The sequence below is a fragment of the Nostoc sp. DSM 114167 genome, assembly GCF_052692655.1.
This window is the reverse complement of the sequence record NZ_CP195116.1, coordinates 4,039,050-4,064,864: the sequence shown is the minus strand read 5'-3', so window position 1 is coordinate 4,064,864 and position 25,815 is coordinate 4,039,050. Positions and strand designations below refer to the sequence as shown.

Here is a 25,815-nt window from a genome sequence, read left to right as displayed (position 1 = left end):
TTTACAATTAGAGGCGTACATATATATGTACGCCTTTATAGTTGATTAATTTGTTGCCAAGATGTTGGAAAGATAGTCTACCTCAATGCATTTTAGTTAAAAGAGTTTGAGAATTCATTAGGGTCTACATTAGCAGGAAATAACAAAATTTCCTTACCTTCTAAACTTGCCTTGTGGTGAAGCAAAATTGCCTTTTCCAAAGAACAATATTTAATTGGAACCCATCTGTCGCTATAAAAGTAGACAGTTACTCGGCTCATTGCATACTCTTTCAACAGCAGTGGAAGAGACCAGGACGAGTCCACAGTTTGAACCTTACCTGTTGAGTCCATGCTTTGAACCTCAGTTATTAAGTATATTTACTTTCACTGATTGGAATGATTTAGAGGAACTATCATAAGTAATAAGAATCTGTCTTAAAACTACATCTTTAGATAAAAATTAGAAGAATTAAAACTGACTTCACCCTTAAAGGCTAAATGCGATCGCTAAGTAAAACGATGTGGAAAAACCAAACTATGTTAATAAAAATTAAATAGACTCAAACCCTCTTCCCTCCTGCCAACTGAGCCTCTTGCCGACGCTCGCGGACTCGCTAACGCTGCGCTATCCTGCCTCATCCAAACGATAAATATTTACACCGACCTACTTACTTTTGGTATCTCATCAGCAGTCGTGACTGAGATCGCCATTGTAAGAATAAGTAGGGATTTGATAAAAGAGTGCGACAAATAGATCATTTGTAGAGACGCGATTCATCGCGTCTTCAACCAAGGATGTGTTGCAATTATTAATTGGAGTGGTATAAGTAGGGATTTGATAAAAGAGTGCGATCGCATAACCTAGTTTTTTACAGCTATTTTCAGCAAAATAGCTGTAAGCTTTATGCATCTAATTCTTAACAAATGTCCACTCTAGTACCTCGATCGGCGCTTCTTGTAGTGCTTGAGTTAATTCGGCGCTGCTCTCAAATTTCACTTGGGAGAGGTCGCAAGCTTCGACGTTGACCGTGAATTTATCGTTTTGGAAGGGCCAGGGTTTGACAACAACCAAGTTATCACTGCGCTGCATAATGTCATAGCGCTCACCTTCAGGGCCCTTGCTAATTTCTAAAAACCGCTCATCTTCAGGTAGTTCCTGCTGACAAAGAATAAGCGAAAGGCGATCGCACCATTGCATAAATGCATAGGCTGCATCAACTTCCTCCTTTTTGATGCCCAATTCTTTACGCCAACGTCGCTGATTTTGAAGTTGCTCGTTTAAAAGTTTGTCTAATTTTGAAGACTTACCCCGGCTTGACTCATTTAAACGGCTGATGTGCATAGAAATTAATAGAGCTACCCATCGTCCACGATAAAGGGCATTCTTTGCCAAATTAGCCAATTTATCGACACCTGCATCTAAATCAGCATTTGTGGAAAGCATAAAGTCCTTTGGCGCACCCGCTTCAGTTAGAATATCTTCTTCCCACTCTTTTTCTAGATCGTCGTGATGAGAAATTGCAGCTATTGTTTCATATAACCTTGCAGGAGCATCTTTACGTCGCCATTGTCCAGCCAGTTCAGCTGCTAATAAAGCATGGGCACGATGATAAATTACTTCCCAACCATTTGGCGTAGGGTTGACAATCACAAGTTAATCTCCGGATTTTTAGTTGAATTAATTTCTAAAGTCAGAAATATCGGGGTAGAAATTGAAGCAGGGGCGCAAGGGCTTGCGCCCCGACGACAGGTGCGGTTCAAATACATGAAAATTGCTGAAAATAAAAATCCCGACTTCTTAGAAAAGTCGGGATTTTTTTGCTCGCTAAATGTAGCTAAACAGCCCAACATTTTTTAAACAAGGTAAGCTATTTGCCCACCAGATTATTGGGAGTTGTTCAGAACCAGCCAAAAACCTTTTTGCTCAAAATCAACCTATATTTTGACTGCAATCTATGCAATTAAGAGTGGCTTTCTAGTGGATTAGCAATGTATTTGAATGTTGGCTCAGAATTCCAGGGCCCACGCTCATCTTGACCGTTTCCGTTTGTAGATAGATTGTAGTAGAGAGCAACAGTTTCATCTGGCTTAATATTACCAAAGAAAGGATCTGTCAGCTTACCTAGCGAATCTAGAGCTTTCATAAACATCTGAGTATGAGAAATTTCTCGTGTTAACAGATGGACTAAAGTCTCTTGGGTTCCTTTGTCGGTTGCCAACTTAATCAATTCTTCGTAAGTCTGACGAGCGCCAGCTTCAGCTGCAACGTTAGCTCTTAAATCACGTACTACATCTCCACCCTCATTCAAGTAACTTGCAGTCCAAGCATTACCTTGGCTATCTAGAAAATGAGGCCCAATTCCTCGGACTGCAAAAAGAGTACTCTTGTAAGCCTCTGTTTGATCTACATTTTTAGTATGAGCCTCAATGAGTTTACCAACCATTTCTAAATGACTGAATTCCTCGATCGCAATATCTTGGAGCATATCTTTAATGCCAGCATTTTCGACATGGAATGATTGCACCCAATATTGAAGCGCTGCGCTAAGTTCTCCAGTCGCTCCGCCAAACTGCTCTAGTAGCAACTGAGCAAAACGAGGGTTTGGTTCACTAACGTTAACTGCATGAATAGGCTCTTTTTTGTGGAAAAACATAGATTTACACTTCTCAAAATTTGGTGTTACAGAACGAATCAACTTATCTTTCAGTTTTTTTCCAGATAGAGCTAAATTTGATGTTTTATAGCTTCTTCAACTGGTGAACTAGAAGACTGAGTAAAATACAGTAGTTATCTCAGGGTTGATAACTGCCAATCAGCGGTTATACATTGCTGCTTCTTCTGATTAATCCCCACATATAAATAGCAACAATTGCACCAAGCACAGCCACTAAAATACCGGGAAGAGTTAAACCAGCGCCAGCCGCAGTAATTTGCAGAGTTCCTGTTCTTAACAAGGTAAATAAAGTTCCACCGACGAAAGCACCAATGATACCCAAAATCATTGTGGAGAGAATTCCGCCGCCTTGAGAACCAGGATAAATAGCTTTAGCAATTGCACCTGCCAAAAGTCCTAAAACTATCCAAGCAATAATACTCATAACCGCCTCAACAATCTCACTCACTTAATATCTAAGCTATCAACTCTAATTACGAATTATTTCTACCAGATGGGGTAAATGTTAAATCCAAAAGTTATACACAATACTTTATATTCAGAATTGGATGAGAATTTGCGTTTTTTAAATCTTTTTAAGGTTAAACGAAAATTTTTGCGTATTGTAAGCTAGAAGTTATTAAAAACATCTAATCATAGACATAGTTATTGTCGGCAAAACTAAATGTTAATTAAGTAATCAATATATTCTTTTTTATCTCTCTCTTAAGGTATAAAGTTCGTATCTAACTTATTGGGGATGTATGAAAAATATTTATTGATTCAACTTTTGAGAATTTTCGCGATCGCCGATCGTTAATTACCTCTATAAATAATTAACCAAGATTTTTGTTACAGATTTTTATTTAACAACTTTATTCCAATTACCTTTTGACTGGCTATTCCGCTTGCACTGCGCTTCATGCACCACACACACAAATAAGTTCAAACATAAAATCGGATTACTATAGTCTTAATAATATCCCCTCAAATTTTATTTTTCAGGTAGATTGAGGGGATAATATGTGGTAAAGATTTGCAGAAGCAATATCAAATGGCGCGGGAGAATTTTGTCTCTCGCGTTTTTGTGTGAGTATCAAAGATGACGGCAATATTTCTTACTAGCAATCTACCGATGTCGGTAATCTGAATCTGATTTTTTGATAAACTGACTAGACCATCAGCTTCTAGTGGTTTTAACGCCTCTAGTTCTTCAGAAAAATATTCATCAAAACCGATCTGATATTTGTTTTCAATATCTTGCTTATAAAGCTGAAAATGAGACATAATACTCATAATCACATCCCGTCGAATAATATCATTCTGACTTAGTTTGATACCTTTACTAATAGGTAAACTACCTATTGCCAGTGTTTGATAATAATCCTTTAACTCCTTGTGGTTTTGAGCATAAGCATCTTCTAACATACTGATGGATGTTGCACCAAAACCAAATAATTCTGTCTCGGCGTGGGTAGTATAGCCCTGAAAATTGCGTTTAAGAGTACCATTACGTTGAGCGATCGCTAGTTCATCATTAGTTTTAGCAAAATGATCCATTCCAATAAATAGATATTGGTTTTTCGTTAATTCTTCAATGGTCATTTTCAGAATCTCTAACTTTTCCTCCGCTGGCGGTAGCGCCTCTTGAGGAATATTTTTTTGTGTCGGTTTGAGCCAAGGTACATAAGCAAAGTTAAACACAACAATTCGGTCAGGATCTAACTCAATCGTTTTTTTCAGCGTTTCTTGAAATGTCTCACGTGTTTGATAAGGTAAACCATAAATTAGGTCTACATTCACACTTTCAAACTTAGCTTCTTTGATCCAACTCATGACATCAAAGAGCATTTCTTCAGGTTGGACGCGATTAACAGCTACTTGAACTTGGCGATTAAAATCCTGAATGCCAAAACTAATGCGATTAAATCCAATCTTTCTCAGAAAGAAAATGTAGTTTTTATCGATATAGCGGGGATTAATCTCAATTGAGATTTCTGCTTGGGGATCGATGTTGAAATAGCGATTGATATTTTTCCATAAAAATTCTACTTGGTGACGCTCCAAATAATTAGGAGTACCACCTCCCCAGTGGATTTGCAGCACTTTTCTATCAGAATCGATTAAAGCTGCGGTGTTTTTAATGTCTTCAACCAAAGACTCCACATAAGGTTTAGCAATATTCTTGTTGTTGGAAATTACTGTATTACAGCCGCAGAAGTAGCAAGCACTTTGGCAAAAAGGGATATGGAAATATAAACTCATAGGAGTTTTACGTTGATTTGATGCGGCGATCGCGGTCTTAAAATCAGTTTCAGTGAATGTTTCGCTTAACTCTGTAGCGGGCGGGTAACTAGTATATCTAGGTGCGCGAGTGTCGTACTTTTGAATCAGATCCAGATCGAACTTAACACCAGGTAATAGAAAAACCATTGAGTTGCTTTCCAATAAATGAAGGGAGTAATTAATGGGGAGCAGGGGAGCAGGGGAGCAGGGGGACAAGGGGGACAAGGGGAACAAGGGGGAATTATTGAACAAATCTCTCCCAAGTCTTCCCCCTCTTCCTTGTCTACCTTGTCTCTTTTCCATGCCCAATGCCCAATGCCAAAATTAATTAGCCGCAGCTATTTCAGGGCTACCTGAATTGTGAGAACGAGTGAGGCTATTAAAGAGAACTTGACCGAGTGCTTTAATTAAACTTCCCTCTAACTCTTGAGCCATCTTTAAATTGAACCCAAAGGCATTATTAGCTTCTGCAACAATCCGTTCTGCTGTTATATCATCAACGGGTAATGCATTTAATGCCTGACGATACTTATCCTTAAATGCCTTTTTGTCAGGAATTTGCTCAAAGTTGTAAAAGGATGTGCCTTCATAGCCAGAAAGCTTTAGGGCTGACTGAGCAACTTTTTGTAGCATTTGACCCCCAGAAAGATCGCCCATGTAGCGAGTGTAGGCATGACCTAGCAATAAGGCTGGTTCACTAGCAGAAATTTCCCGAATGCGCTCAATATAGCTCTGGGCAGCAGGTGAGATTGTAACTTGCTCTCTCCAATTATCCCCATAATAGAACACCATGTCTTTTTCAAGTGAGGATTGGCGATTAAGTTCCAGAAAGTAAACCGCACTAATCACAGGATGCTCTCTATGGCTCTCTAATGCCGCTTCTAGTTCGCTGTAGACGTAATACAAGTTGCTTAAGAATTTAGCGAAGCAGTCTCTATCCACAACTCCTTGCAAAAAACATTTCATGAATGCCACATTTTCCGCTGAGGTGTGGGCTTGTTGAGTTCCAGAGCGCAGTTTGACGGCTAGATTGCTACTCATTGTTGCTTCCTTCATGTTCAAACGCAAGGTTTCTCGGCAGTCACCGACTCAGGATGCCTGCCAGTACCAGCTAAAAAATTGTTATTCTAGGTTGAGAAAGGATCTGCATCACTCTATCTGGCAAATACAACTGCCATGCAAATCCCAGGTATTTTATTTCTCCTAAGATTATTTAACTCTTAACTTATATATAACTATTAAGATATTAATATTTATTTATGTTTTTATGATGCTTGTATTCAGGCACATCCCAGTTGAGTAGTAACAAAACTGATTGTGGAATAGCCATTTAAACTTTTCTGAAACAACGGATAATAAGTTTATTTATTACAATTTACTCTCAATAATTTAACTGATGTCTACAAACGACAAAAACTCAAAGCCTGGATTCGCCTGTTTTTAAAGAAGACGAGAACCTATAATACAAACTGGAACTCTTTTATAAGCAGGTGTACCGCTTTGCGGATCGATTTTTGCTTTAAATAAAACATTAGCTTCAGGATAAAACATAAAAGCTACACCTTCAAGAATCGCCCCACAAATAATTTCAATATTGTCTAATTCTTCCCGATCGCCTTTCACTATGACTCGCTGATGCTCTTGGAATCCCGCTTTTTTGACATCTAGAGAATTCATTAAAATACAGTGACGATGAGGCATACCTCGATATTTATCTTCACTGCGATAAACTACAGTATTATGTTGACCGTAGCTGCGTCCTGTTCCTAAAATTACCACAATTCCTGGCTGATTTTCTGCCACACCAAACGCTGCTTTAGTTGGTACTGATAATTGCGGTAACGGTGTGACAAACATCTGTGCTTTACCATCAGGTGTGGGAAATTTCGGTTCATCGAAAATCCGCCCTCCAATGATAAACTCTTGCTTGTTTTGGTCAATTGTGCCAATCTTCTCATAGCCAGGAATAGTTTTAGCAATTAATTCTCTAACATAAGTTGTATCTTGCAGCTTACGCCAATTTATCGGGGTTTCACTATGTAAACGATGAGCAATTTCTGTAATTAATTCTATTTCCGAAATTAGCTCGGCATTAGGCGCTTTTAAATGACTTTTACCTTCATCATTTAATCGCACAAAATTATTACCCGATTCAGTTGTTGTTTTATGAGGATTTTCAAAACGATTGAATACAGGTAATATTAAAGTTTGCTGTTTCGCTAATCCGTGGAAATGTCCTAAGTTTGGTTTGGTGGCTACATAAAATACGGTTTCTATTTGCGAGAATGCCTGTTTTGCTTGCTGTAAGTCTGGGTTAGCTGCATACAAATTTCCTCCTAAACAAAACAGCGTATCTATCTTTCCTAATTCTGCTGCTGTGATTAAGTCACGAGTATGATAGCCAGGAGTTTCATTGAGAGTTTTGCCTAATAATTGAGATAGTGCTTGTTTGATTTCTTCTCGCAAGTTTACAGTAACACCCATTGAACCAAAGCCTTGCACATTGGAATGTCCTCGAATGGGCATTGTCCCAGCACCAATTTTACCAGCGTTACCTGTAATTAAAGCTGTATTAGCAATACTAAAAATATTATCTACGCCGTTAGAGTGTTGAGTTATCCCCATTGCCCAGGCAAAAACTACACGCGTTGATTTACCAATTATATAAGCTGTTGCTGTAATTTCTTCTTGGGATAAGCCACAGGTGCTAGTGATGTTATCCCACGATATATTATTAGCGTAATCTACAATTTTTTGCCAATCTTGTGTATAGGATTTCAGATATTCTATGTTAATTAAATTCTGTTCAATCAGAGATTTTTGTAAACCGACAAATAATGCAGCATCACTTCCAGGAATTGGTTGTAAATATAAAGAAGATATATCTGAACCTCCTGTGAGTAAAGATTTGATCGGAAATGCCGGAGACGCAAATTTAACTAAACCGATTTCAATTTGGGGATTAATAATAATTACTTTCCCGCCTCTTTCCCGCAATTCGATCAATTCGTTCATCAGTCGTGGATGATTTGCAGGGGCGTTAGAACCAATTAAAACTATACAATCACTATGTTTTAGGTTTTCTAAGCTCACCATCGATGTACCTGAGCCGAAAACTTTTTTTAACCCCACTGTTGAGGGTGCGTGACACAAATCTGAACAGTCTGCTAGATTATTACTACCTAGCGATCGCATTAATAATTGTAGTAAATACGCAGCTTCATTAGATGAACGTCCAGAACTATAACTAGCAATTCGTGCTGGTGGGAAATTAAAGGCTTGTGTAGCGATCTGGTAGACTTCTTCCCAGCTTATACGTTGATAATGGGATGAACCCGCTCTGAGAATGACAGGATAACTTAATCTACCCAAGGAATCGCATTCTTGAGAAGTCAGTTTTTGTAATTCACTAATGCTATTTTCTCGGAAAAAATCTCGTTTAATTCCTGGTTGCAATTCCGCAGCGATCGCCTCTACACTTTTAGCACAGCGTTGTAAATATTCTCCCGCTTCATTAACAAACCCTCCTTTTTGTCCACCCGTGCCCCAAGCGCAGGATAAACATGCACTTTTATGATTGAGAGTTTGCCATAATTTTAATCCTTGTGATGAGAGAGTTTTTTCTACCCAATACTGAATCACAGGTAAACCACCCCCAGCAGGGGAGCTAGAATTGTTTTGAGGTAAGTTATCCATACTTAGCTAAATCTCAACTCGCTTAACTTAATTATTGCTAAAAATTATTTGGCAAGTATTAATTTAATTTGAAACTATTTGTAACACTTACGTATAAATGCTTTTCTGGCTCTAACTGTATAAAAGAGAGCGATAGAACCAATTTAACTTAATCTTATCCTTTTTTTGATTTTTTCTTAGTTGTGTTAAGACTTTTAATACAATAGATTCTATTTAATCAGTATAAAATTCTTCTATAAAAATCCGATTTTATTTTTGAAAAGCTTGCCTGCTGTAGCTTTGGGTGATGTAAATCAGAGCTTCAGTATACTTAAAAAAATTAATACCGAATTATTAAGAGTTCTATGTGATATTCTCAAAGCAGGTTTAAGGATTCAACTGACCGTTTGGTATTGTCCTCACTAAATCAGGATAAACTCTATGTATCGATTCCAGATCAGTGCATACACTCAAACGGGCGAATCCATTGGTCTGGTGGGTTCTACTCCAGAGTTGGGATTGTGGGACATCACCAAATGTGTTCATCTGCGTACAAGTGGCGATCGCTATCCTTTATGGGGGACAGATGAAATTGACATTCAAGAGTCAGGCGTTCAACAGAGAGTTGAATACAAGTATGTGCTACTCGATGTCAACGGCAACGCCCAATGGGAAAGCTTACTAGATACAAACCGCTGGATTCCGATTGACTCTAGCGATCGTGCTAGCACAATTATTGTGGATGATGGCGCATTCGGTTATTTACAACCTTATCCGTTCGGATATATTGAGAAGCCTGTTGTTAAAGTCCCCCTGGATCGAGAGCCTGAAGGTTTAAAAATCGTAGTCATTGGTAGTTCCGTCGCATTAGGTCATAAAGCTTGGTTTTTGCAAGGTTGGGTTTGGCTGTTGGCACAAGCTTTACAGCAAAAATATGGGCATAAACTGGTGAATGTGTCGGAGGTGGGAGCGAATGTCAGCAGAACGATCGCTCGATTTCCCTGGTTTGTCACCCCAGAACAACCGGATATCGTCATCATTGCCTTGTCTCTGGGCAACGAAGGGTTAGCCTACTGTCCCCCTCACGAACGGCGGGCAGTACAACGGCAGTTTGAAAGGGGTTTGCAGCAGCTTGTGAAAATGACGCGCGACATCGGAGCTATTCCGATTTTAGGCGGAGTCTATCCCAACGGTGATTATTCTCTGGAACATTACTGGCTACTCCGAGATACACACAAACGGATGCTAAGTTGGGGCGTGACTGTATTGGATTGGTTGGCAGCCGTCGATGATGGACAAGGAAGATGGAAAGCGGGGGCATCCTTCGATCCGGCTCACCCGAATACAGTCGGTCATAGCCTTATGTATCAGCAAATCGACCAGCAACTATTCGATATTGACAAAGACGAATTAGCAAAAGAAAAACAACGCTTCCGGCAACCGAATGAATTTCCTATCTACTTTGATAATGGAGGCTTTCATGTCTTTGTGTGTATGAAAGAAAAGCGTTTACGGATTGTTAATTCATCGCCATACAGCTACACGATCGCTCCCTATTGGCAAGAACTACAAACTGCACTGCAAAGTCAGGCGGGATTGATACCGGGTATTTACATTGCAAAGAATACCCAGGCGGGGACGCTCCCTTTCTTGGCTGTAGAGGATGGCGCGATCGCAACTACAATAAACATCCCCCCAAATACCGATCTAGAATATAGCCCCGCCCTCAATCTCTTTTCGCCGAACAACGTTTTATTCTATGACGGACATCTGGGGATTTTGCAAGCGGATGAACGCCACCTCTGGATAATCAACGAATCAGACAGCGAGTACAACATCCAGCCAATGTGGACGGAAGTTTGCAACGCCCTTAAAGCCATGCCATCGGGTGTTTATGAAGATCCGCTTTATCCCGATGTCCCTTTTCGCACAATGATGATTGGTAAGGATGGGCTAGAAAGCCGAGTAAAAGCACCACCTAAGTCTGCGGTGTTGTTCCAATACAAATGTGAGTTATCGGATATCAGCCGTGTGGCAATTGTTCCCCTTGGCGATCGCTGTGCCGTCCGCATGATGTTATATAAGATGGAGTACGATGGCCCCGCCTTTCCTTTCGATCTAACGCGCACTACTAATATTGCAGATGTTGCAGATGCGATCGAACACGGTTTTGATGATATGTGGAACCCTGCTTTTTTGCATTACAGTCCCGATGCAGGTAGAATTTACCACGGTAAGTGGTCGGGTTTATCCTTTGCCCATGAAGTCGAGGAGACAGACAACGCTGTTCAAGATATGTCTCCCGTCTATGAACGGATGCGGGTTCGTTACACGGCACGCGCTGAAAGGTTTTGGTATACACTGCGGCACTGCGACAAAGTGCTTTTTGTTCGCACAGGAATTAGCGATGCCTACGGCGGCAAGCTACGCGGTGGTGTGTTAGATTTAGTCAACAAGCTGGAAAAACAATGTCAGGGGAAGCCATTTCATCTCTTGCTTCTTTCTCCTCAAAGCGGTGATGAGTTTTTAGACCTTCCCAATGTGCTGCATTACAATGTCGAGTTTAATCCCGATCGCATGTATGACGATTTGGGACATTGGATGTACTGCACAGAGGTGATGCGAGGAATTCTAGAATCCCTTGGTGTGTCTAGTAAAAACCTCTTTTGGTGTCCGCCGAAAATACCGAAGGGGTGGGAAATAGGGTAGAGGCGATCGCAATACTGTTCGGCTAAGGCAAGAGACGCGATGAATCGCCGTCTCTACAATAATTAGTCATTTGCTATTTCGGCGAACGCAATTGCTATTTTGGCGAACGCAATTGCTATTTTGGCGAACGCAATTGCTATTTTGGCGAACGCAATTGCTATTTCGGCGAACGCATTTGTTATTTCGGCGAACGCAATTGCTATTTTGGCGAACGCAATTGCTATTTCGGCGAACGCAATTGCTATTTCGGCGAACGCAATTGCTATTTCGGCGAACTCATTTGTTATTTCGGCGAACGCATTTGTTATTTCGGCGAACGCAATTGCTATTTCGGCGTACTCATTTGCTATTTTGGCGACTGGGTTGTTTGAGTTTTTTAACTTCCCGTGAGTTGGTTATAGCGCAATAGGCTTGGGTTAGCGTCAAAAACCATAAACTGCGTAGGTTGGGTGGAGGAACGTAACCCAACATTTTCGCGGGTTTGTTGGGTTGCACTACATTCCACCCAACCTACAATTATCCTTAATTAAACGTGAGTTCGATGAACCTCTCCCGGACAACCTCCCTCTCCCACGGGGAAAGGGAGGAGCAACGAGAAATTACGGTTTTGGCTCCCCTCTCCGTGTCGGAGAGGGGTTGGGGGAGAGGTCAAAAAAGGTCTTGTCGAACTCACGTTAATTAAAAACCAAAGAGCGCCTTTTGAACTTCCTCTGGTGAAACTTCAACTAAATTAAGTTATAACGGTGAAGTTTAATTGCTGCCATTCCTCAATAGCCTAATGGATGGCGGAAATCACCAACCACTTTATCAAGTTCTTGAGCGATCGCTAACAACTCCATCTCGCGCCATCGTTTGCCAATAATTTGGATTCCAATCGGTAAGCCATTATGAGTTTGCCCAATAGGAATCACCACCGCCGGATGACCGCTGAGATTAAATGGCATAGTGTAAGCTCCGTTTGCCACTGCATGAGGATAGGATTTGCCCTGAATATCAATGGCGCTCCAAGCCGGACAATGGGTAAATGCAGGGGTTGCTGTCACAGGAGTGAGCCATACATCCCATACTTCTAAGGCTTCATCCATTTGGGAAATGAAGCGATCGCGCTCGGTGAGTGTCTCGAAATATCCTTTTAAGCTGGGATTCAAGATTTCTGGCAGAAAGCTGCTGAAATTCCCCAATTTTCGCAATTTTTTGTCGCCTTGAGTTGCCGTGCGAAAAAGTAACTCTAAGCTGCGTAGCACATTATAGCGATCCTTGGGTTGGGCGTAGTTGTTGATATATGCTTCCATCCGTCCGCAGAGGTTCCACACTGTCGATAAATCAAAGTCTTTGGGAAGCCAGCGTTCCACATAACTACCTGCTTGAGCGAGTTTTTGCACGACTGTTTGTATTGCGGCTCGAATTTGGGCAGCAACGGGAACTTCCACCCATTCATCAATCCAAGCAATTTTAAGATCCTGCAAGGACTTGCCTGATGGAGTATCAAGGGGAATCGGTGGCACATCTGGGCGACGCAAATCCGCACCAGCAATCAGCGAGAAACAAAGGCGAATATCTTCAAGCGATCGCCCAAAACAGCCAATAGTCAACATTTGTCGCAAGCATAGCGGCATCCCCGGTACTTCAGGGATACTTCCGGCGGTGGAAATACGGCGATCTGTTGGCTTTAAGCCATACACGCCGCAGAAAGTTGCAGGCTGGCGCACAGAACCCGCTATATCGTTGCCTATATCTAATGCTGAAAGTCCGGCTGCAACAGCAGCAGCACTACCTCCAGAACTGCCACCTGCTGTATAGTCAAGATTCCAGGGATTATTTACCCGTGGAAATAGAGAATTTGTACTTTGAAAATCACCAGCCAGTTCTGCCATGTTGGTTTTTCCCAGGATAACGGCTCCTGCTGCTCGCAACCTGGCAACAACGGTGGCATCCTGTTGAGGAATGTAGTCTTTGAGAGGAATGTAACCTGCTGTGGTACGTAGTCCTACTGTTTCAAAAATGTCTTTGATTGTCACAGGGACACCGTGCAGAGCGCCCCAGTGTTCTCCTTTAGCTAGGGCTTCATCTGCAAGCTTTGCTCTAGTACGAGCATTGTCTTCGTCTAAGGTGCAAATCGCATTCAGTTTTGAGTTGTGTTTAGAAATCTGCGCCAGGTAAGCATCGAACACTTCGACAGCAGAGACTTGGCGATCGCGAATCATCTGAGCAAGTTGATGAGCGGGTAGAAAAACTAAGTCACTCATAAATCGATTTCACTTGATTGCTCTTTTCAATCTAAAATCTAAAATCTAAAATCCAAAATTCTGTGGCGATCGCTATCAGCAAAATAACTCAACCACCGTCGGCTTAGTCACTTTCCCCATCGCGTTGCGCGGTAATTCTTCAACGATCAAAATTTGGGTTGGCACTTTATAAACAGCTAATCGCTCTTTTGCCCAACTCCTGAAAGCTTGTAATGTTAAAGGTTGTGAGCCTTGCAATACTAAGGCGGCACACACCCGTTCGCCCCATTCTAAATCAGCAACCCCAACCACTGCACATTCTTGAATATCTGGATGGGTTCTTAGTACTTCTTCAATTTCTAAAGCCGAAACTTTATACCCTCCGGTTTTGATGATATCCACACTCATCCGTCCCAGAATTCGGTAGTTGTCATTCTCAACTACGGCGGTGTCTCCAGTACGGAACCAGCCATCTTGGAAGGCTTTGGCGGTTGCTTGGGGGTTTTGCCAATATTCGAGAAACACTCCGAGGCCTTTAACTTGGATCTCTCCTGGTGTTCCGGCTGGAACTAAGTCTCCCTTCTCATCTACTAATCTCACTTCAACTTGAGGTAAAGGCTTCCCCACATATCCAGACAACCGTTCACCGTGTAAAGGGTTTGATAGCGCCATACCGATTTCGGTCATGCCATAGCGCTCCAGCAGAAAATGGCCGCTGATGGTTTGCCACTTTTCTAAAACTTGAACTGGTAACGCTGCCGAGCCAGAAACCATCAGGCGCATTTTAGCACAGCCTGCTGACATGATTTTTTGGCGTTCTTTAGAGGCAGTTTCCCAAGCCGCAATTAGCTTTACATAAATTGTTGGTACTGCCATAAATAAGGTCAAGTCACCATCACAAATTCGCCTCCAAACGGTTTCAGCATCAAATTTGCTCAATATATGGCACTCCGCGCCAGCCCATAATGCACAAGTCAGTACGTTAATAATCCCATGAATATGATGTAGTGGCAGGATATGTAAAATGCGATCGCTAGATGTCCATTCCCAAGCGGTGATTAAACTAGTCACTTGCGCTTGAATATTTTGGTGAGTCGTAACTACACCTTTTGGTTTACCTGTTGTACCACTGGTATAGAGAATTAAGGCGCGTCTAGTGATATCTATCTCTGGGAGGCGACTAATGTTATGTGGAAGCGTTTCTGAGGTGAGAATAAATCGTAAATTGTATTTTTCAGCTAGCGAGCGCAGTATATCCTCAAAATTAGGATGAGCAACAATAATCGATGCTCCAGAATTAGTAATTACATACTCCAATTCTGGGCGGGGATGGGAAATACACAGAGGTACAGCTATGCCACCAGCCCGCCAAATTCCCCATTGAGTCGCTACATACTCAAACCCAGGCGGAATGAGAAAGGCAACTCGCTGCTCTTGCAAATCTTCTGTATTTTGAAGAAGACTTGTTGCTATTTGACTGGAAGTGTGTAGCAAATCCCGATAGGTAAATGCTCCGTCTGTTGTCACAATTGCTGTTTTCTGGTTATATTCTTCAGCACGAATAATCAATGGTAAATTCACGTTTCTTTGCCGATTTAGGGTTGATTCAGTTTATTTAAATAATATATATAGTCATCGCATTTTAATTTATTCTGCACCAACAGACTCAAACAAATGGCTTTTTAATGAATCGATAATCTTGTTATTAGTAACTTTATATATTCTACAGCCAACGTTGTTTTTTAGCATAGATAATACTGCCAATCACAATTAGTGCCATCATACAGATTACTACAGGGTAAGCCAGAGGTTGTTCTAATTCCGGCATATTTTTGAAGTTCATACCATAGAAACCAGATATAAAAGTAATTGGTAAAAAGATGGTCGATAAGATAGTCAGGCGATTAATTCGTTCGCCTGTTTTACTAGCAATATTATCGCGTTGAATTTCCATCAATTCTGACATCCAGGCTCTTATAGCTTGATATTCTTGCCAGAGTTTATCAACGTGATGAACTAATTCTTGATTGAATAGTTCTTTTACTGGCTGACCGATCCATTGGAAATCTTCATTATCCATAATAGCCATAAGTAACTTGATGCTTTGAAAATTACGGCGTCCAGAACGAGTAGATTGCCTCATTGTGGCAATTTTTTTGTACGTTAATTCATCACCAGAATTGTCTAAAACTTCATCTTCTAAATCATCCAGTTTTCTCGAAATATAGGTAAATACAGTTTCATAGTTATTTAAAATATCTTTAAATATGAGATAAAAAAGATAGTCAATTCCCAGTTTTTGAATATCTAAAGTTCGCTTTTGGAGATTATTAGTTAAAATAGTTAAAATTTTTAGTTCTGTGATTTCAAAAGTTATGATAAAATTATTTCCAACTACAATGTTGCCACGCACCACCTCAAACTCATTATTTTTTATTTGAGAATTTAGGATTTCATAGCTGTCAAATAAACAATCTTCTACGTCTTCATCAATTCCTACAGGGGAATGGTTGAAAATCATGTTAACACGAGATGGATTTAGTCCAAAGTGCTTGATAATCCTGGCTGTTCCAGTGCGATCGCGGAAGTGAATGCAACGCAACCAAATATTGTGAGAACCATCAATTCTTTTCAATACCGTATCGACATCTCTATGGTTGAATATTTCCAGGTTATCTGGATGAAAAGTCAGGAGAATTAGCATATAACAATCCTAATTGAGTCGTGAAAAAATACTGTGACTCATGGTAATTAATTAGGACTTTAGTCCTTGTTATATAAGCACTAAAGTACTTACTACAAACCATTAAAACTAGTTTGATAAAGTACTAGTCGTAAATTTGTAAAGTAAAATACATTTAAATAGCACAATCACTCTCTAAGAGTTTTGACGGTTGATAGTCAACACTATGTTGAGTAGTAACTCAATTTTTTTCTATTTTCCCAGATTTCGGGCGAGTAGTTGGCGCTGGTGCTGAATTATTTTGTAGAATTGCAATTTCCTGCCGTGCATCTTGATAACTATCTTGTTCCCCTTGCTGTCGGAATAGTTTTGCAGCTTTTTTGAAATCTGCGATCGCACCCGATTTATTTTTCTGCTTAGTGCGAATCACACCCCGGTTATAATAGGCTAAGGCGTTGTTAGGATTAATTGCGATCGCTCGTGAATAATCCTGATTTGCAGCTTTTTTATTTCCCAGTTCGAGATAGGCGTTACCACGATTGTTGTAAGCTGCTATATTATTAGTATCTAGTTTTAGTGCTTCAGTATAATCTTGAATAGCCCCTTTATAATCTCCAAAAGAAAAGCGGTGAATACCTCTGTGAATATAAGCTGCAATAAATTTAGGATCGATCTGTAAAATAGTGTTGTAATCTTCAGTAGCTTCTACTTGATTTCCCAGATCGCTGTAAATATCACCACGATTCAGATAAGCTTCTATGTATTTGGGATTGATGTTGAGTGCATCTGTGTAATCTTTAATTGCTTCATCTTTTTGTTTATTAAGAGATTGAGTTAAAGCCCTTTGATAAAAAGCTTTAGCATCGCTAGGATTAATCTTAATTACTTTATCAAAATCTTGGATTGCTTCAATTCTTTGTTTGAGGCGGCGGTGGAGAATACCTCGTTGCAAGTAGGCTTCGGTATACTGGGGTTTAAGAGCGATCGCTTTACTAAAATCTTCAATTGCATCTTTATTATCCTTCAATTGAGCACGAGCTAATCCTCGTCCATAGTAAGCATAAGCATCTTTAGAATTTAACTTAATGGCTTGAGTATAATCTGCGATCGCTTCTTTGTATTTGCCTAATGCCGAAAAAGCAAATCCTCGATCAAAATAGGCATTAGCATCTTGAGGATTGAGTAAAATAGCTTGGCTAGAATCTGTTTGTGCTTGCTCGTAGTCTCCTAATCGATAATAAGCATCACCCCGCCTATTATAAGCTAAAGCGTTTTGCGGATCTAATTCAATAACCTGATTGAAATCTGCAACTGCTCCTTCATAGTTTCCTGACTCATATTTATTCACTCCCTCTTGGTATAATGTCTGTTGAGCATCACTTACAGGTTTTAGCAACTTAAATTGCCAAGCTGCGATACCAAGTGCAACACAGCCAGCTATCCCCCCTATCACCAGTAATAATTTTTTTTGATGCTGTTTTTGTCGATCGTCATCAACATTTATTAACTTTTTCAGGTCTTCTAAGACTTCCGTTGCATACTGGTAGCGCTTCCGATAGTCAAAACGCACCATTTTATTAATAATTTTTGCTAATTTTCTGTTAACTTTTATATTTTTATCGCGCCAAAGTATTTCACCTGTCAGCTTATTTTTCTGACTTCGCAAATTAGATATTTCCTTTGTAGGTAAACCTTTCAGTGCGGCGATCGCAACAAGACCTAAAGCATATATATCACTGTTGTATTTGAGATTGCCGTTAATTTGTTCTATAGGCATATACTCAGAATTATCAACAGTATTAGCGATCGCTTCATTAAAAGTACCCAAATTAATCAAAACTAATTTTTTATCTGATTCCCGGCGAATAATATTTGCTGGTGTAATATTCCGATGAATTATGCCATAGCTATGTAGAACTACCAAAGTTTCTAATGTTTCTGACAAAAGACTAATTACTTGGTCTTCCTTGAGAAGTTGTCCCTGGATAATTTCCTCAGTTAAAGGATTACCCGGTATGAATTCTTGGACTAGATAAAATTCTTCATTTTCTTCAAAAGAAGCAATGAGCTTTTGAATTTTATCGTCTTCTTGTCCGAGTTTTTCTAAAGTTTCTGCCTTGCTGGCAAACAAGCGGCGTAGGATTGTTAAAGCTTGAGGATTGCTATTAGGAAGAGATAAATGCTTTACTATAAATTCTTGGCCATTAAGATTAACATCTTCAACTAGATAGGTTTTCTCTTTTTCCCCATCATTGAGAACTTTTAGTATTTGATAATGTCCATCTAGTAAATGACTATTCATCAATATAAAATTATAGTCTGATAAATTGTTCGATTATAGCTTACGTGTTATTATTACTGATTTTAAAATATAAATATTTATTTATTAAGCAATTTCCAATGAGAGCGATGCGCAAGCTGCTACCGCGTGTATATTGCAAAGTCCCTCTCTCAAGCTTGCTACGGTGTATACACAAGTCTGAAATAGCTGAAAAACCCAAGGTTTTTTTACCCCACCCTAACCCTCCCCTTATAAAGGGGAGGGAACAAGATTTCTTTCCCCCTAATATATCGGTTACGGTGTATACACAAGTCTGAAATAGCTGAGTAACCAGGGTTTTACCCCACCCTAACCCTCCCCTTTATAAGGGGAGGGAACAAGATTCCTGTTTCCCCCCAATATATTGGGGGGATTAAGGGGGGTAATTTGACTTGTGTGTAAACGTAGCCCAAGCTTAAGAGAGGGATTTAGGGTGAAAGCTCATTGATTCAGATTTTACGCTGGCACGACAAATTTCTCGCTACCAGCCAGTTCAAAGGCTGCATGAATGGCTTGCAAAGCTTTAACACCTTGCTCTTGTGCCACAACACAACTAATTTTGATTTCTGAGGTGGCAATCATTTGAATATTGATTTGTTGTTGAGCTAAAGCTTCAAACATTTTAGCGGCAATACCTGGTTGTCCTACCATCCCTGCACCGACAATACTTACTTTAGCGATCGCACTATCTAAAACAACTTCACCCCATCCTAACTCTGCCGCTACTTGAGTAAGCATTTTTTTGGCATTTTCCCCGTCTATCCGCGAGACTGTAAAAGCAATATCTCTTCTGGGAACACCATCAATCACCCGGCAACGCTGAGATTGGATAATCATATCAACACTAATATTGTGTTGCGCTAATAATCCAAATAATTTCGCCGCCATTCCCGGACGATCTGGCAATTGGCGAATCGCAAGACGCGCTTGATTCAAATCGAGGGCGACACCGCGAACGGGAGGAGAGGGAGGAGATAAGGGAGAAAAGGGAGAGGGGGGAGACAAGGGAGAAATTTGTTCAATGATTCTTCCTTGTCCCCCTTGTCCCCCTTGTCCCCCTTGTCCCCCTTGTCCCCCTTGTCCCCTTGTCCCTCCTTCCCCTGCTTCAATCTCAAAAGCAGTGCGGAGTGCCAAAACGGCGCGATCGCATTCTGCGGCATTGACTACGCAACTTACTTTCACTTCGCTGGTGGAAATCATTTGAATATTCACGCCTGCTTCAGCTAAGGTAGCGAACATCTTTGCAGCCACACCAGGACGCCCAATCATTCCCGCGCCAGCGATGCTGACTTTAGCAATATTATGTTCTAGCATTACCTCGGCTTCGTCAAATTTGGGGTTAGATTGACTTCTCAGTGCTGGGGCGATCGCTGTTGCTACTGCTTCTGCCCGTTTTAATATTGGTGTGGTGACAGTAAAGGCAATGTCATTACTATTACCATCATGAATTGACTGAATAATCAAATCTACATCTACTTTTTGCCGAGAAATTTCGCCAAATAACCTAGCTGCTACACCTGGTTTGTCGGGTACGCGCAACAAAGCAACTTTTGCTTGGTCAGTATCAAATTCTACATGATCTACTGGACGGGCAATTTCTAAATTGATTAGCGATCGCCCTTGGGGTTTGGCTGATGTCACCCAAGTACCTGGTTGATCTGTCCAACTAGACCTAACTACCAGGGGAACACCATAGTTACGGGCAATTTCCACAGCACGAGGATGCAGCACTTTTGCGCCCAAGCTAGCTAATTCCAACATTTCATCGCAGGTGATGGCATCCATCAACTGAGCTTCGGCAACTAAGCGGGGATCTGTAGTGAGAATACCTGGAACGTCTGTATAAATTTCACAAAAATTCGCTTTTAATGCGGCGGCGATCGCCACTGCTGAAGTGTCGGAACCACCACGCCCCAAAGTCGTAATTTCCATCTCTCCGACGCTAGAGATACCTTGGAACCCAGCTACTACAACTACTTTACCTGCATTTATGTGGCGAGTTAGGCGAGTAGTTTCAATATGCAAAATCCGAGCGCGGCTGTGTTCAGCTTCAGTAACAATTCCTACCTGAGCGCCAGTCATAGAAATTGCGGGCTGTCCGAGTTCCTGCAAAGCCATACTGAGTAAGGCGATAGTTACTTGTTCGCCAGTAGAAAGCAGCATATCCATTTCCCGGCGGTTAGGATTTGGAGAAATTTCGTTAGCTAGTTTGACGAGTCCATCGGTGGTTTTGCCCATTGCCGAAACCACTACGACAATAGAGCTTCCAGCTTGAACAGTTTTATAAACGCGCTGTGCAACAGCTTGAATGCGTTCGACTGAACCGACAGATGTACCACCGTATTTCTGAACTATGAGCGCCATAACTTTTTATTTAATCAATTGTGCCTGCTTTCATCAACGCTTCCGCCTGGTAAGGAAGCTTTCAAGGCTTATCAGTTATATAGTTTACTAAATATTGCGTCGAATGCCCTATAATAATTGACTATTCAAAAACCACATCTTCGTAAAGTGCTGCCATTGTTTCCTCAAAATCCACGCTATTGAGTCGAAATGATTGATGTTCTGATGTGTAAGATTGTAAAACCCACAACCCTTGTTCATTGCGTCGAAAACACTCAACTCGCTGACGTTTTGTATTAATTAAAACATACTCTTGCAGACTTTCCAATGTTTGATAATCGGCGAATTTGTCGCCCCGATCAAAGGCTTCGGTAGAATTAGATAGAACTTCCACAATTAAACAGGGAAATCTTTTATAACCTGGCGTTTCTCGATCTCGTTGGTCGCAAGTAACCATCACGTCGGGATAATAAAAGCGATTCAGAGATTCGATTCGAGCTTTCATATCAGCGATGTAAACACGACAACCACAGCCGCGCACATGATTACGGAGGAAGGTAGCAAGGTTTCCAGCTATGGTTACGTGTGGATCGAGCACCTCAGCTATCGCGTAAATATAACCGTCTATATATTCATGCTTAATATCGCTCTGTTCCTCCATTTGGAGGTATTCTTCAACAGTAAGATAGTTTTGTTGGGGCGAGGCTATCATATTTTAAAGGTTTTATTGTGCCGATTTACCTGTGGCGGTGCATTAGGCGCAGTAGACTTTATAATCAGGTAAGGAACTTATGTAAGGAGCCTGGATAATGGCTAGTGCGACCATCACCACTAAAGGGCAAGTAACTATTCCTAAAGAAATTAGGGATTATCTTAACCTTGATACAGGTAGTAAAGTTGATTTTGTCATTGATGAAAATGGAATAGTTAAATTAATTCCCCTGAATATCTCCATCCAAAGTTTATCAGGGATTTTACACCGTCCGGGCATGAAAAGCGCAACTTTAGAAGAAATGGAAGCTGCAATTAAAGAAGGCGCAAGTGATTGGACTTGATACAAATATTTTAGTGCGCTACTTAACAAAAGATGATGAAAAGCAGTGGGAGCAAGCTGCTGAAATTATCGAAGGGGGAGAGCAATGTTTTGTTGCTAATATAGTGATTTGTGAATTGGTATGGGTTTTACGGAGTAATACTTATCAATTTAGTAGGGAAGAAATTAGTAACACTATAGAATTAATGCTGCAATGTTCGGTATTTGAGCTAGAAAATCGCTCTTTAGTTTATCAAGCATTACAAAGATTTAAGCAGGGAAGTGCAGATTTTTCTGATTATTTAATTGGGGCGATTGATCAAGATTCTGGTTGTAGTTCAACAGTGACTTTTGACAGAAAGTTGAGAAGCGAAAAGGGATTTGATTTATTTGAGTAATCCTATATTTTAATTAACATTGCTGTGTTTGATGAGATTTAAAAGAGCAATCGCTTATTGATTTACACTTTGTAGTTAAAAATTAGGTAATAAACCTGCTTGTTTACATATTTCATTAGCAGTAATACGATCAATGGTACGATGCCGTTTTACAGGAAGAGTTTTTATCTCATTAGTATAAATTTAATGATTTCCTCCTTCCCTTAATAAATAAAAGCCATTTTGCTCTAAGTATTTAATTAGCTCTTTTCGCTTGACTAACACACTCAAACCTCTATAGGAATTTGTTCGAGCAAAGAACCACCTGTGGGAATTTCTTTATTTTGTTGGCGATAGGCAAGAATCATTTCTTTGATTGCATCTTGTAACATAGCCCTGCATTCTTCTAAGGTTTCTCCTTCTGTGATGACTTCTTGCCATTCAATAAGTTGTCCCATATATCCGCTATTAGTTTTTGTATATTTTGCAGTGTATGTAATTAACATTGCTATGTTTGTGAAGATAATTATATGATTTATCGTAGCTGATTTTTTGTTGTGGGAGACATTGCTCTTCATCATTCACAACTGCATAATAGCGATCGCCTGTTGATTTAACTTCTTTTCTAAAGCGATATCTCCGACGGGCTACGCCTACGCCAGCTTTTGGCTCAATGATATACCAAAACGAATGCGTGAATTACTTAAATGAGAAAGCAAACTGAGGTTTGAGAAAGTAAAAGCTGCTTTTGCTTGCGGAAAACACCAAAATGAGAAAGTAAAAGCTGCTTTTGAGTAAGTCAAAGCTTATTTTGCTTGCGGAAAACACCAAAATGAGAAAGTAAAAGCTGCTTTTGAGTAAGTCAAAGCTTATTTTGCTTGCAGAAAACACCAAAATGAGAAAGCAAACTGGGGTTTGAGAAAGTAAAAGCTGCTTTTGAGAAAGTAAAAGCTCTTTTTGAGTAAGTTGAATGGCATTTTTACTTAGTTCAATATGAATTTTAGTCTAGGCGATCGCGCTTTTCAGTTTTATTACGGTATGCTTTGCACAAAACTAGCTTATTCTGGATTTGGGGGGAGGCGATCGCGCAAATCTGCTAAATTTTTACGCACAGTAACAGTATTAGGATGATCTGCACCTAACCGTCGCTCAAAAATCTCCAAAGCTTGCAGATAAAATGGTTCAGCTTCGATATAACGTCCTTGTAAGTAGTAAAGTTTTGCCAGGTTGTTGAGACTTTGTGCGACATCTGGATGTTCTTCACCCAGCAGCTTGCGCCTGAGTGCCAAAGCTTGGATGTAAAGGGGTTCGGCTTCGCTGTATCTGCCTTGAGAGTAGTAGAGTCCCGCTAGGTTGTTGAGACTACGTGCGACAGATGGATGTTCTTCACCCAGCAGCTTGCGCCTGAGTGCTAAAGCTTGGATGTGAAGGGGTTCGGCTTCGCTGTATCTGCCTTGGGAACAGTAGAGTGCCGCTAGGTTGTTGAGACTAAGTGCGACATCTGGATGTTCTTCACCCAGCAGTTGACGCGTGAGTGCCAAAGCTTGGATGTGAAGGGGTTCGACTTCGCTGTATCTGCTTTGGGAACGGTAGAGTTCTGCTAGGTTGTTGAGACTAACTGCGACATCTGGATGTTCTTCACCCAGCAGCTTGCGCCTGAGTGCTAAAGCTTGGATGTGAAGGGGTTCGGCTTCGCTGTATCTGCCTTGGAAGTAGTAGAGTAACGCTAGGTTGTTGAGACTTTGTGCGACATCTGGATGTTCTTCACCCAGCAGTTTGCGCCTGAGTGCCAAAGCTTGGATGTAAAGGGGTTCGGCTTCGCTGTATCTGCCTTGGGAGTCGTAGAGTCCCGCTAGGTTGTTGAGACTAACTGCGACATCTGGATGTTCTTCACCCAGCAGCTTGCGCCTGAGTGCTAAAGCTTGGATGTGAAGGGGTTCGGCTTCGCTGTATCTGCCTTGGGAGTCGTAGAGTCCCGCTAGGTTGTTGAGACTTTGTGCGACATCTGGATGTTCTTCACCCAGCAGCTTGCGCCTGAGTGCCAAAGCTTGGATGTAAAGGGGTTCGGCTTCGCTGTATCTGCCTTGGAAGTAGTAGAGTTCTGCTAGGTTGTTGAGACTTTGTGCGACATCTGGATGTTCTTCACCCAAGCGCTTTTTAGTGACTTCTAAACACTGTTCATACCAAGGTAAAGCTTGGTTATATAAACCTTGAGCATTGTAAAATGTAGCGTTGCCGATGAAAGGCTCAACTAAATCATCATCGCTGACGTATTGAATGAGATGATTCGCTACTTCAGCTATATGAGGAATAGCGGGAGAAATGGCGGTGATTTGCTCAAGGGTGGACGATTCAGGAATATCTTGGGCAACTGCTACCATTACCCAACAAAGCGATCGCTTTAATTCCTCTCCCTTATCTAAACCTGTAAGCTTATATTGAAAAAACTCCCGTAACAGTGGATGCAGTTGATAGATTCCCTCACCTTTGCGCTGAAGTAAATGCAGATTCAGCAAGCGATCATCTCTAATTTCCTCTAAATGTTCGGCATCTTCTTCTGTTACACACTGTTCCACCAACTTCCAAGGTATGGGTGCGGCTGCAAATAAACTCAATAAACAACCCAATTGTTTATCGTCGTCTTCTAATTCTTGCCAACTCAACTCAAAGGCTGCTAACACACCTCGTTGTGCTGTCATGTCAACTTCCGACTTAGATTTAGACAGAGAACGCTCATCTAATCGCTTGTTCTGCAACCGCCGCAACATTTCTGCTAAAGATAAATCCTGTTTCCGCGCCAGATAGCGCCCCACTAATTCCACACCCAAAGGTAAATATCCCAGCCACTCACACAGATGCAATGCTACCAGTTCCCCGCGTGACCTCTCCCCTAACCCCTCCCCTAGTAGGGGAGGGGAATCAAACTCCCCCTTCCCTCGCAGGGAAGGGGGCTGGGGGGTTAGGTCATTCTCTTTTTCAATTCGTTCTACGCCAATAATTGACTTTAATAACTCCAGCGCCGCCTCTGGTTGCAGCACATCCAAAGATAACTGTGCAATGCGTCCTAACTTTTGGCGCGTAGTCATCAACACTTTAAACCGAGAAGGTAGCGACTGTAAGTAAGACTTAACTTCCTCGTAATCGCTGACATCATCCAACACTAGCAGCACATCACCTTCACGCCAACGCCGCCAACAATATTGCACTTGGGCGAGTATGTCAAAATCTTCTGGCGGCTTTAAATCAAGCTGCATTCTGGCAAACTGCACAACTTGAATGCCCACATCCCCAGTTTTTGGTAGCAACCAGCAAAGTCCACCGTTATATCTTTCGCGTTGCTGGATGGCATATTGCAGAGCGAGTTCTGTTTTACCAACTCCACCCATCCCAGCGATCGCAGCAATCGCAACTTGTTTATTATCCTGCAAAAGTTGGTGAAGATTTTGCAATTCTTCCTCACGTCCGACAAATTCCACCACCCCACTCAGGGGCAAATTTTGCGGTATTTCAGTAGAGGGATTTGACTTTA

At 41.1% G+C, this 25,815-nt stretch carries 19 protein-coding genes; 4 read left to right on the top strand and 15 right to left on the bottom strand.

All coding sequences use genetic code 11. The features are described 5' to 3' along the window. Positions 1-666: 666 nt before the first annotated feature. The 7 genes from NSTC731_RS17405 to NSTC731_RS17375 all read right to left on the bottom strand — a co-directional run bounded on the left by NSTC731_RS17405 (position 667) and on the right by NSTC731_RS17375 (position 8,617). Entirely contained in the window at positions 667-891 is a 225-nt protein-coding gene (locus tag NSTC731_RS17405; protein ID WP_445631887.1) for a hypothetical protein, read from the bottom strand. Next, positions 892-1,632, bottom strand: coding sequence for a DUF3891 family protein (locus NSTC731_RS17400; RefSeq protein ID WP_445631886.1), 741 nt, complete (start codon positions 1,630-1,632; stop codon positions 892-894). It abuts the gene before it with no gap. Positions 1,633-1,942: 310 nt separating this feature from the next. Further along, entirely contained in the window at positions 1,943-2,635 is a 693-nt protein-coding gene (locus tag NSTC731_RS17395; protein WP_012410902.1) for a manganese catalase family protein, read from the bottom strand. Between the two features lie 166 nt (positions 2,636-2,801). Further along, positions 2,802-3,080, bottom strand: coding sequence for a GlsB/YeaQ/YmgE family stress response membrane protein (locus tag NSTC731_RS17390; RefSeq protein WP_445631885.1), 279 nt, complete (start codon positions 3,078-3,080; stop codon positions 2,802-2,804). Between the two features lie 605 nt (positions 3,081-3,685). After that, on the bottom strand, positions 3,686-5,068 hold the full coding sequence (gene hemN / locus NSTC731_RS17385; protein ID WP_445631884.1) for an oxygen-independent coproporphyrinogen III oxidase: 1,383 nt from the start codon (positions 5,066-5,068) through the stop codon (positions 3,686-3,688). A 177-nt stretch (positions 5,069-5,245) separates the two neighbouring features. Beyond that, positions 5,246-5,962, bottom strand: coding sequence for a biliverdin-producing heme oxygenase (locus tag NSTC731_RS17380; RefSeq protein ID WP_445631883.1), 717 nt, complete (start codon positions 5,960-5,962; stop codon positions 5,246-5,248). 399 nt (positions 5,963-6,361) lie between these two features. Next, positions 6,362-8,617, bottom strand: a complete 2,256-nt coding sequence (locus NSTC731_RS17375; RefSeq protein WP_445631882.1) for an FdhF/YdeP family oxidoreductase — start codon at positions 8,615-8,617, stop codon at positions 6,362-6,364. Between the two features lie 420 nt (positions 8,618-9,037). On the opposite strand from NSTC731_RS17375, the gene NSTC731_RS17370 reads away from it, so the two are divergent. After that, positions 9,038-11,305, top strand: a complete 2,268-nt coding sequence (locus tag NSTC731_RS17370) for a DUF1796 family putative cysteine peptidase (RefSeq protein ID WP_445631881.1) — start codon at positions 9,038-9,040, stop codon at positions 11,303-11,305. A gap of 99 nt (positions 11,306-11,404) precedes the next feature. After that, entirely contained in the window at positions 11,405-11,695 is a 291-nt protein-coding gene (locus NSTC731_RS17365; protein ID WP_445631880.1) for a hypothetical protein, read from the top strand. 377 nt (positions 11,696-12,072) lie between these two features. Here the strand turns inward: NSTC731_RS17365 and NSTC731_RS17360 are convergent, their stop codons facing one another. From NSTC731_RS17360 to NSTC731_RS17335, 6 genes are all read right to left on the bottom strand, one after another. Continuing rightward, positions 12,073-13,551, bottom strand: coding sequence for an amidase (locus NSTC731_RS17360; protein WP_445631879.1), 1,479 nt, complete (start codon positions 13,549-13,551; stop codon positions 12,073-12,075). Between the two features lie 75 nt (positions 13,552-13,626). After that, entirely contained in the window at positions 13,627-15,111 is a 1,485-nt protein-coding gene (locus tag NSTC731_RS17355) for an acyl-CoA synthetase (RefSeq protein ID WP_445631878.1), read from the bottom strand. 142 nt (positions 15,112-15,253) lie between these two features. Continuing rightward, a complete protein-coding gene (locus NSTC731_RS17350; RefSeq protein ID WP_445631877.1) occupies positions 15,254-16,234 on the bottom strand; it encodes a magnesium transporter CorA family protein in 981 nt (326 codons plus the stop codon). A 220-nt stretch (positions 16,235-16,454) separates the two neighbouring features. Continuing rightward, on the bottom strand, positions 16,455-18,515 hold the full coding sequence (locus NSTC731_RS17345) for a tetratricopeptide repeat protein (protein ID WP_445631876.1): 2,061 nt from the start codon (positions 18,513-18,515) through the stop codon (positions 16,455-16,457). A 474-nt stretch (positions 18,516-18,989) separates the two neighbouring features. Continuing rightward, on the bottom strand, positions 18,990-20,897 hold the full coding sequence (locus tag NSTC731_RS17340) for an aspartate kinase (RefSeq protein ID WP_445631875.1): 1,908 nt from the start codon (positions 20,895-20,897) through the stop codon (positions 18,990-18,992). Between the two features lie 121 nt (positions 20,898-21,018). Continuing rightward, positions 21,019-21,588, bottom strand: a complete 570-nt coding sequence (locus tag NSTC731_RS17335; protein ID WP_445631874.1) for a Uma2 family endonuclease — start codon at positions 21,586-21,588, stop codon at positions 21,019-21,021. A gap of 97 nt (positions 21,589-21,685) precedes the next feature. On the opposite strand from NSTC731_RS17335, the gene NSTC731_RS17330 reads away from it, so the two are divergent. Both NSTC731_RS17330 and NSTC731_RS17325 read left to right on the top strand, forming a co-directional pair. Next, positions 21,686-21,931 (top strand): AbrB/MazE/SpoVT family DNA-binding domain-containing protein, encoded by a 246-nt coding sequence (locus NSTC731_RS17330; protein ID WP_445631873.1) that lies wholly within the window; start codon positions 21,686-21,688, stop codon positions 21,929-21,931. After that, positions 21,918-22,307, top strand: a complete 390-nt coding sequence (locus NSTC731_RS17325; protein WP_445631872.1) for a PIN domain-containing protein — start codon at positions 21,918-21,920, stop codon at positions 22,305-22,307. The genes NSTC731_RS17330 and NSTC731_RS17325 overlap by 14 nt, the downstream gene beginning before the upstream one ends. A 266-nt stretch (positions 22,308-22,573) precedes the next feature. On the opposite strand, the gene NSTC731_RS17320 is transcribed toward NSTC731_RS17325, so the two are convergent. Next, entirely contained in the window at positions 22,574-22,792 is a 219-nt protein-coding gene (locus NSTC731_RS17320) for a type II toxin-antitoxin system HicB family antitoxin (protein ID WP_445631871.1), read from the bottom strand. Positions 22,793-23,344: 552 nt separating this feature from the next. Further along, on the bottom strand, positions 23,345-25,780 hold the full coding sequence (locus NSTC731_RS17315; protein ID WP_445631870.1) for a tetratricopeptide repeat protein: 2,436 nt from the start codon (positions 25,778-25,780) through the stop codon (positions 23,345-23,347). Positions 25,781-25,815 lie beyond the last annotated feature (35 nt).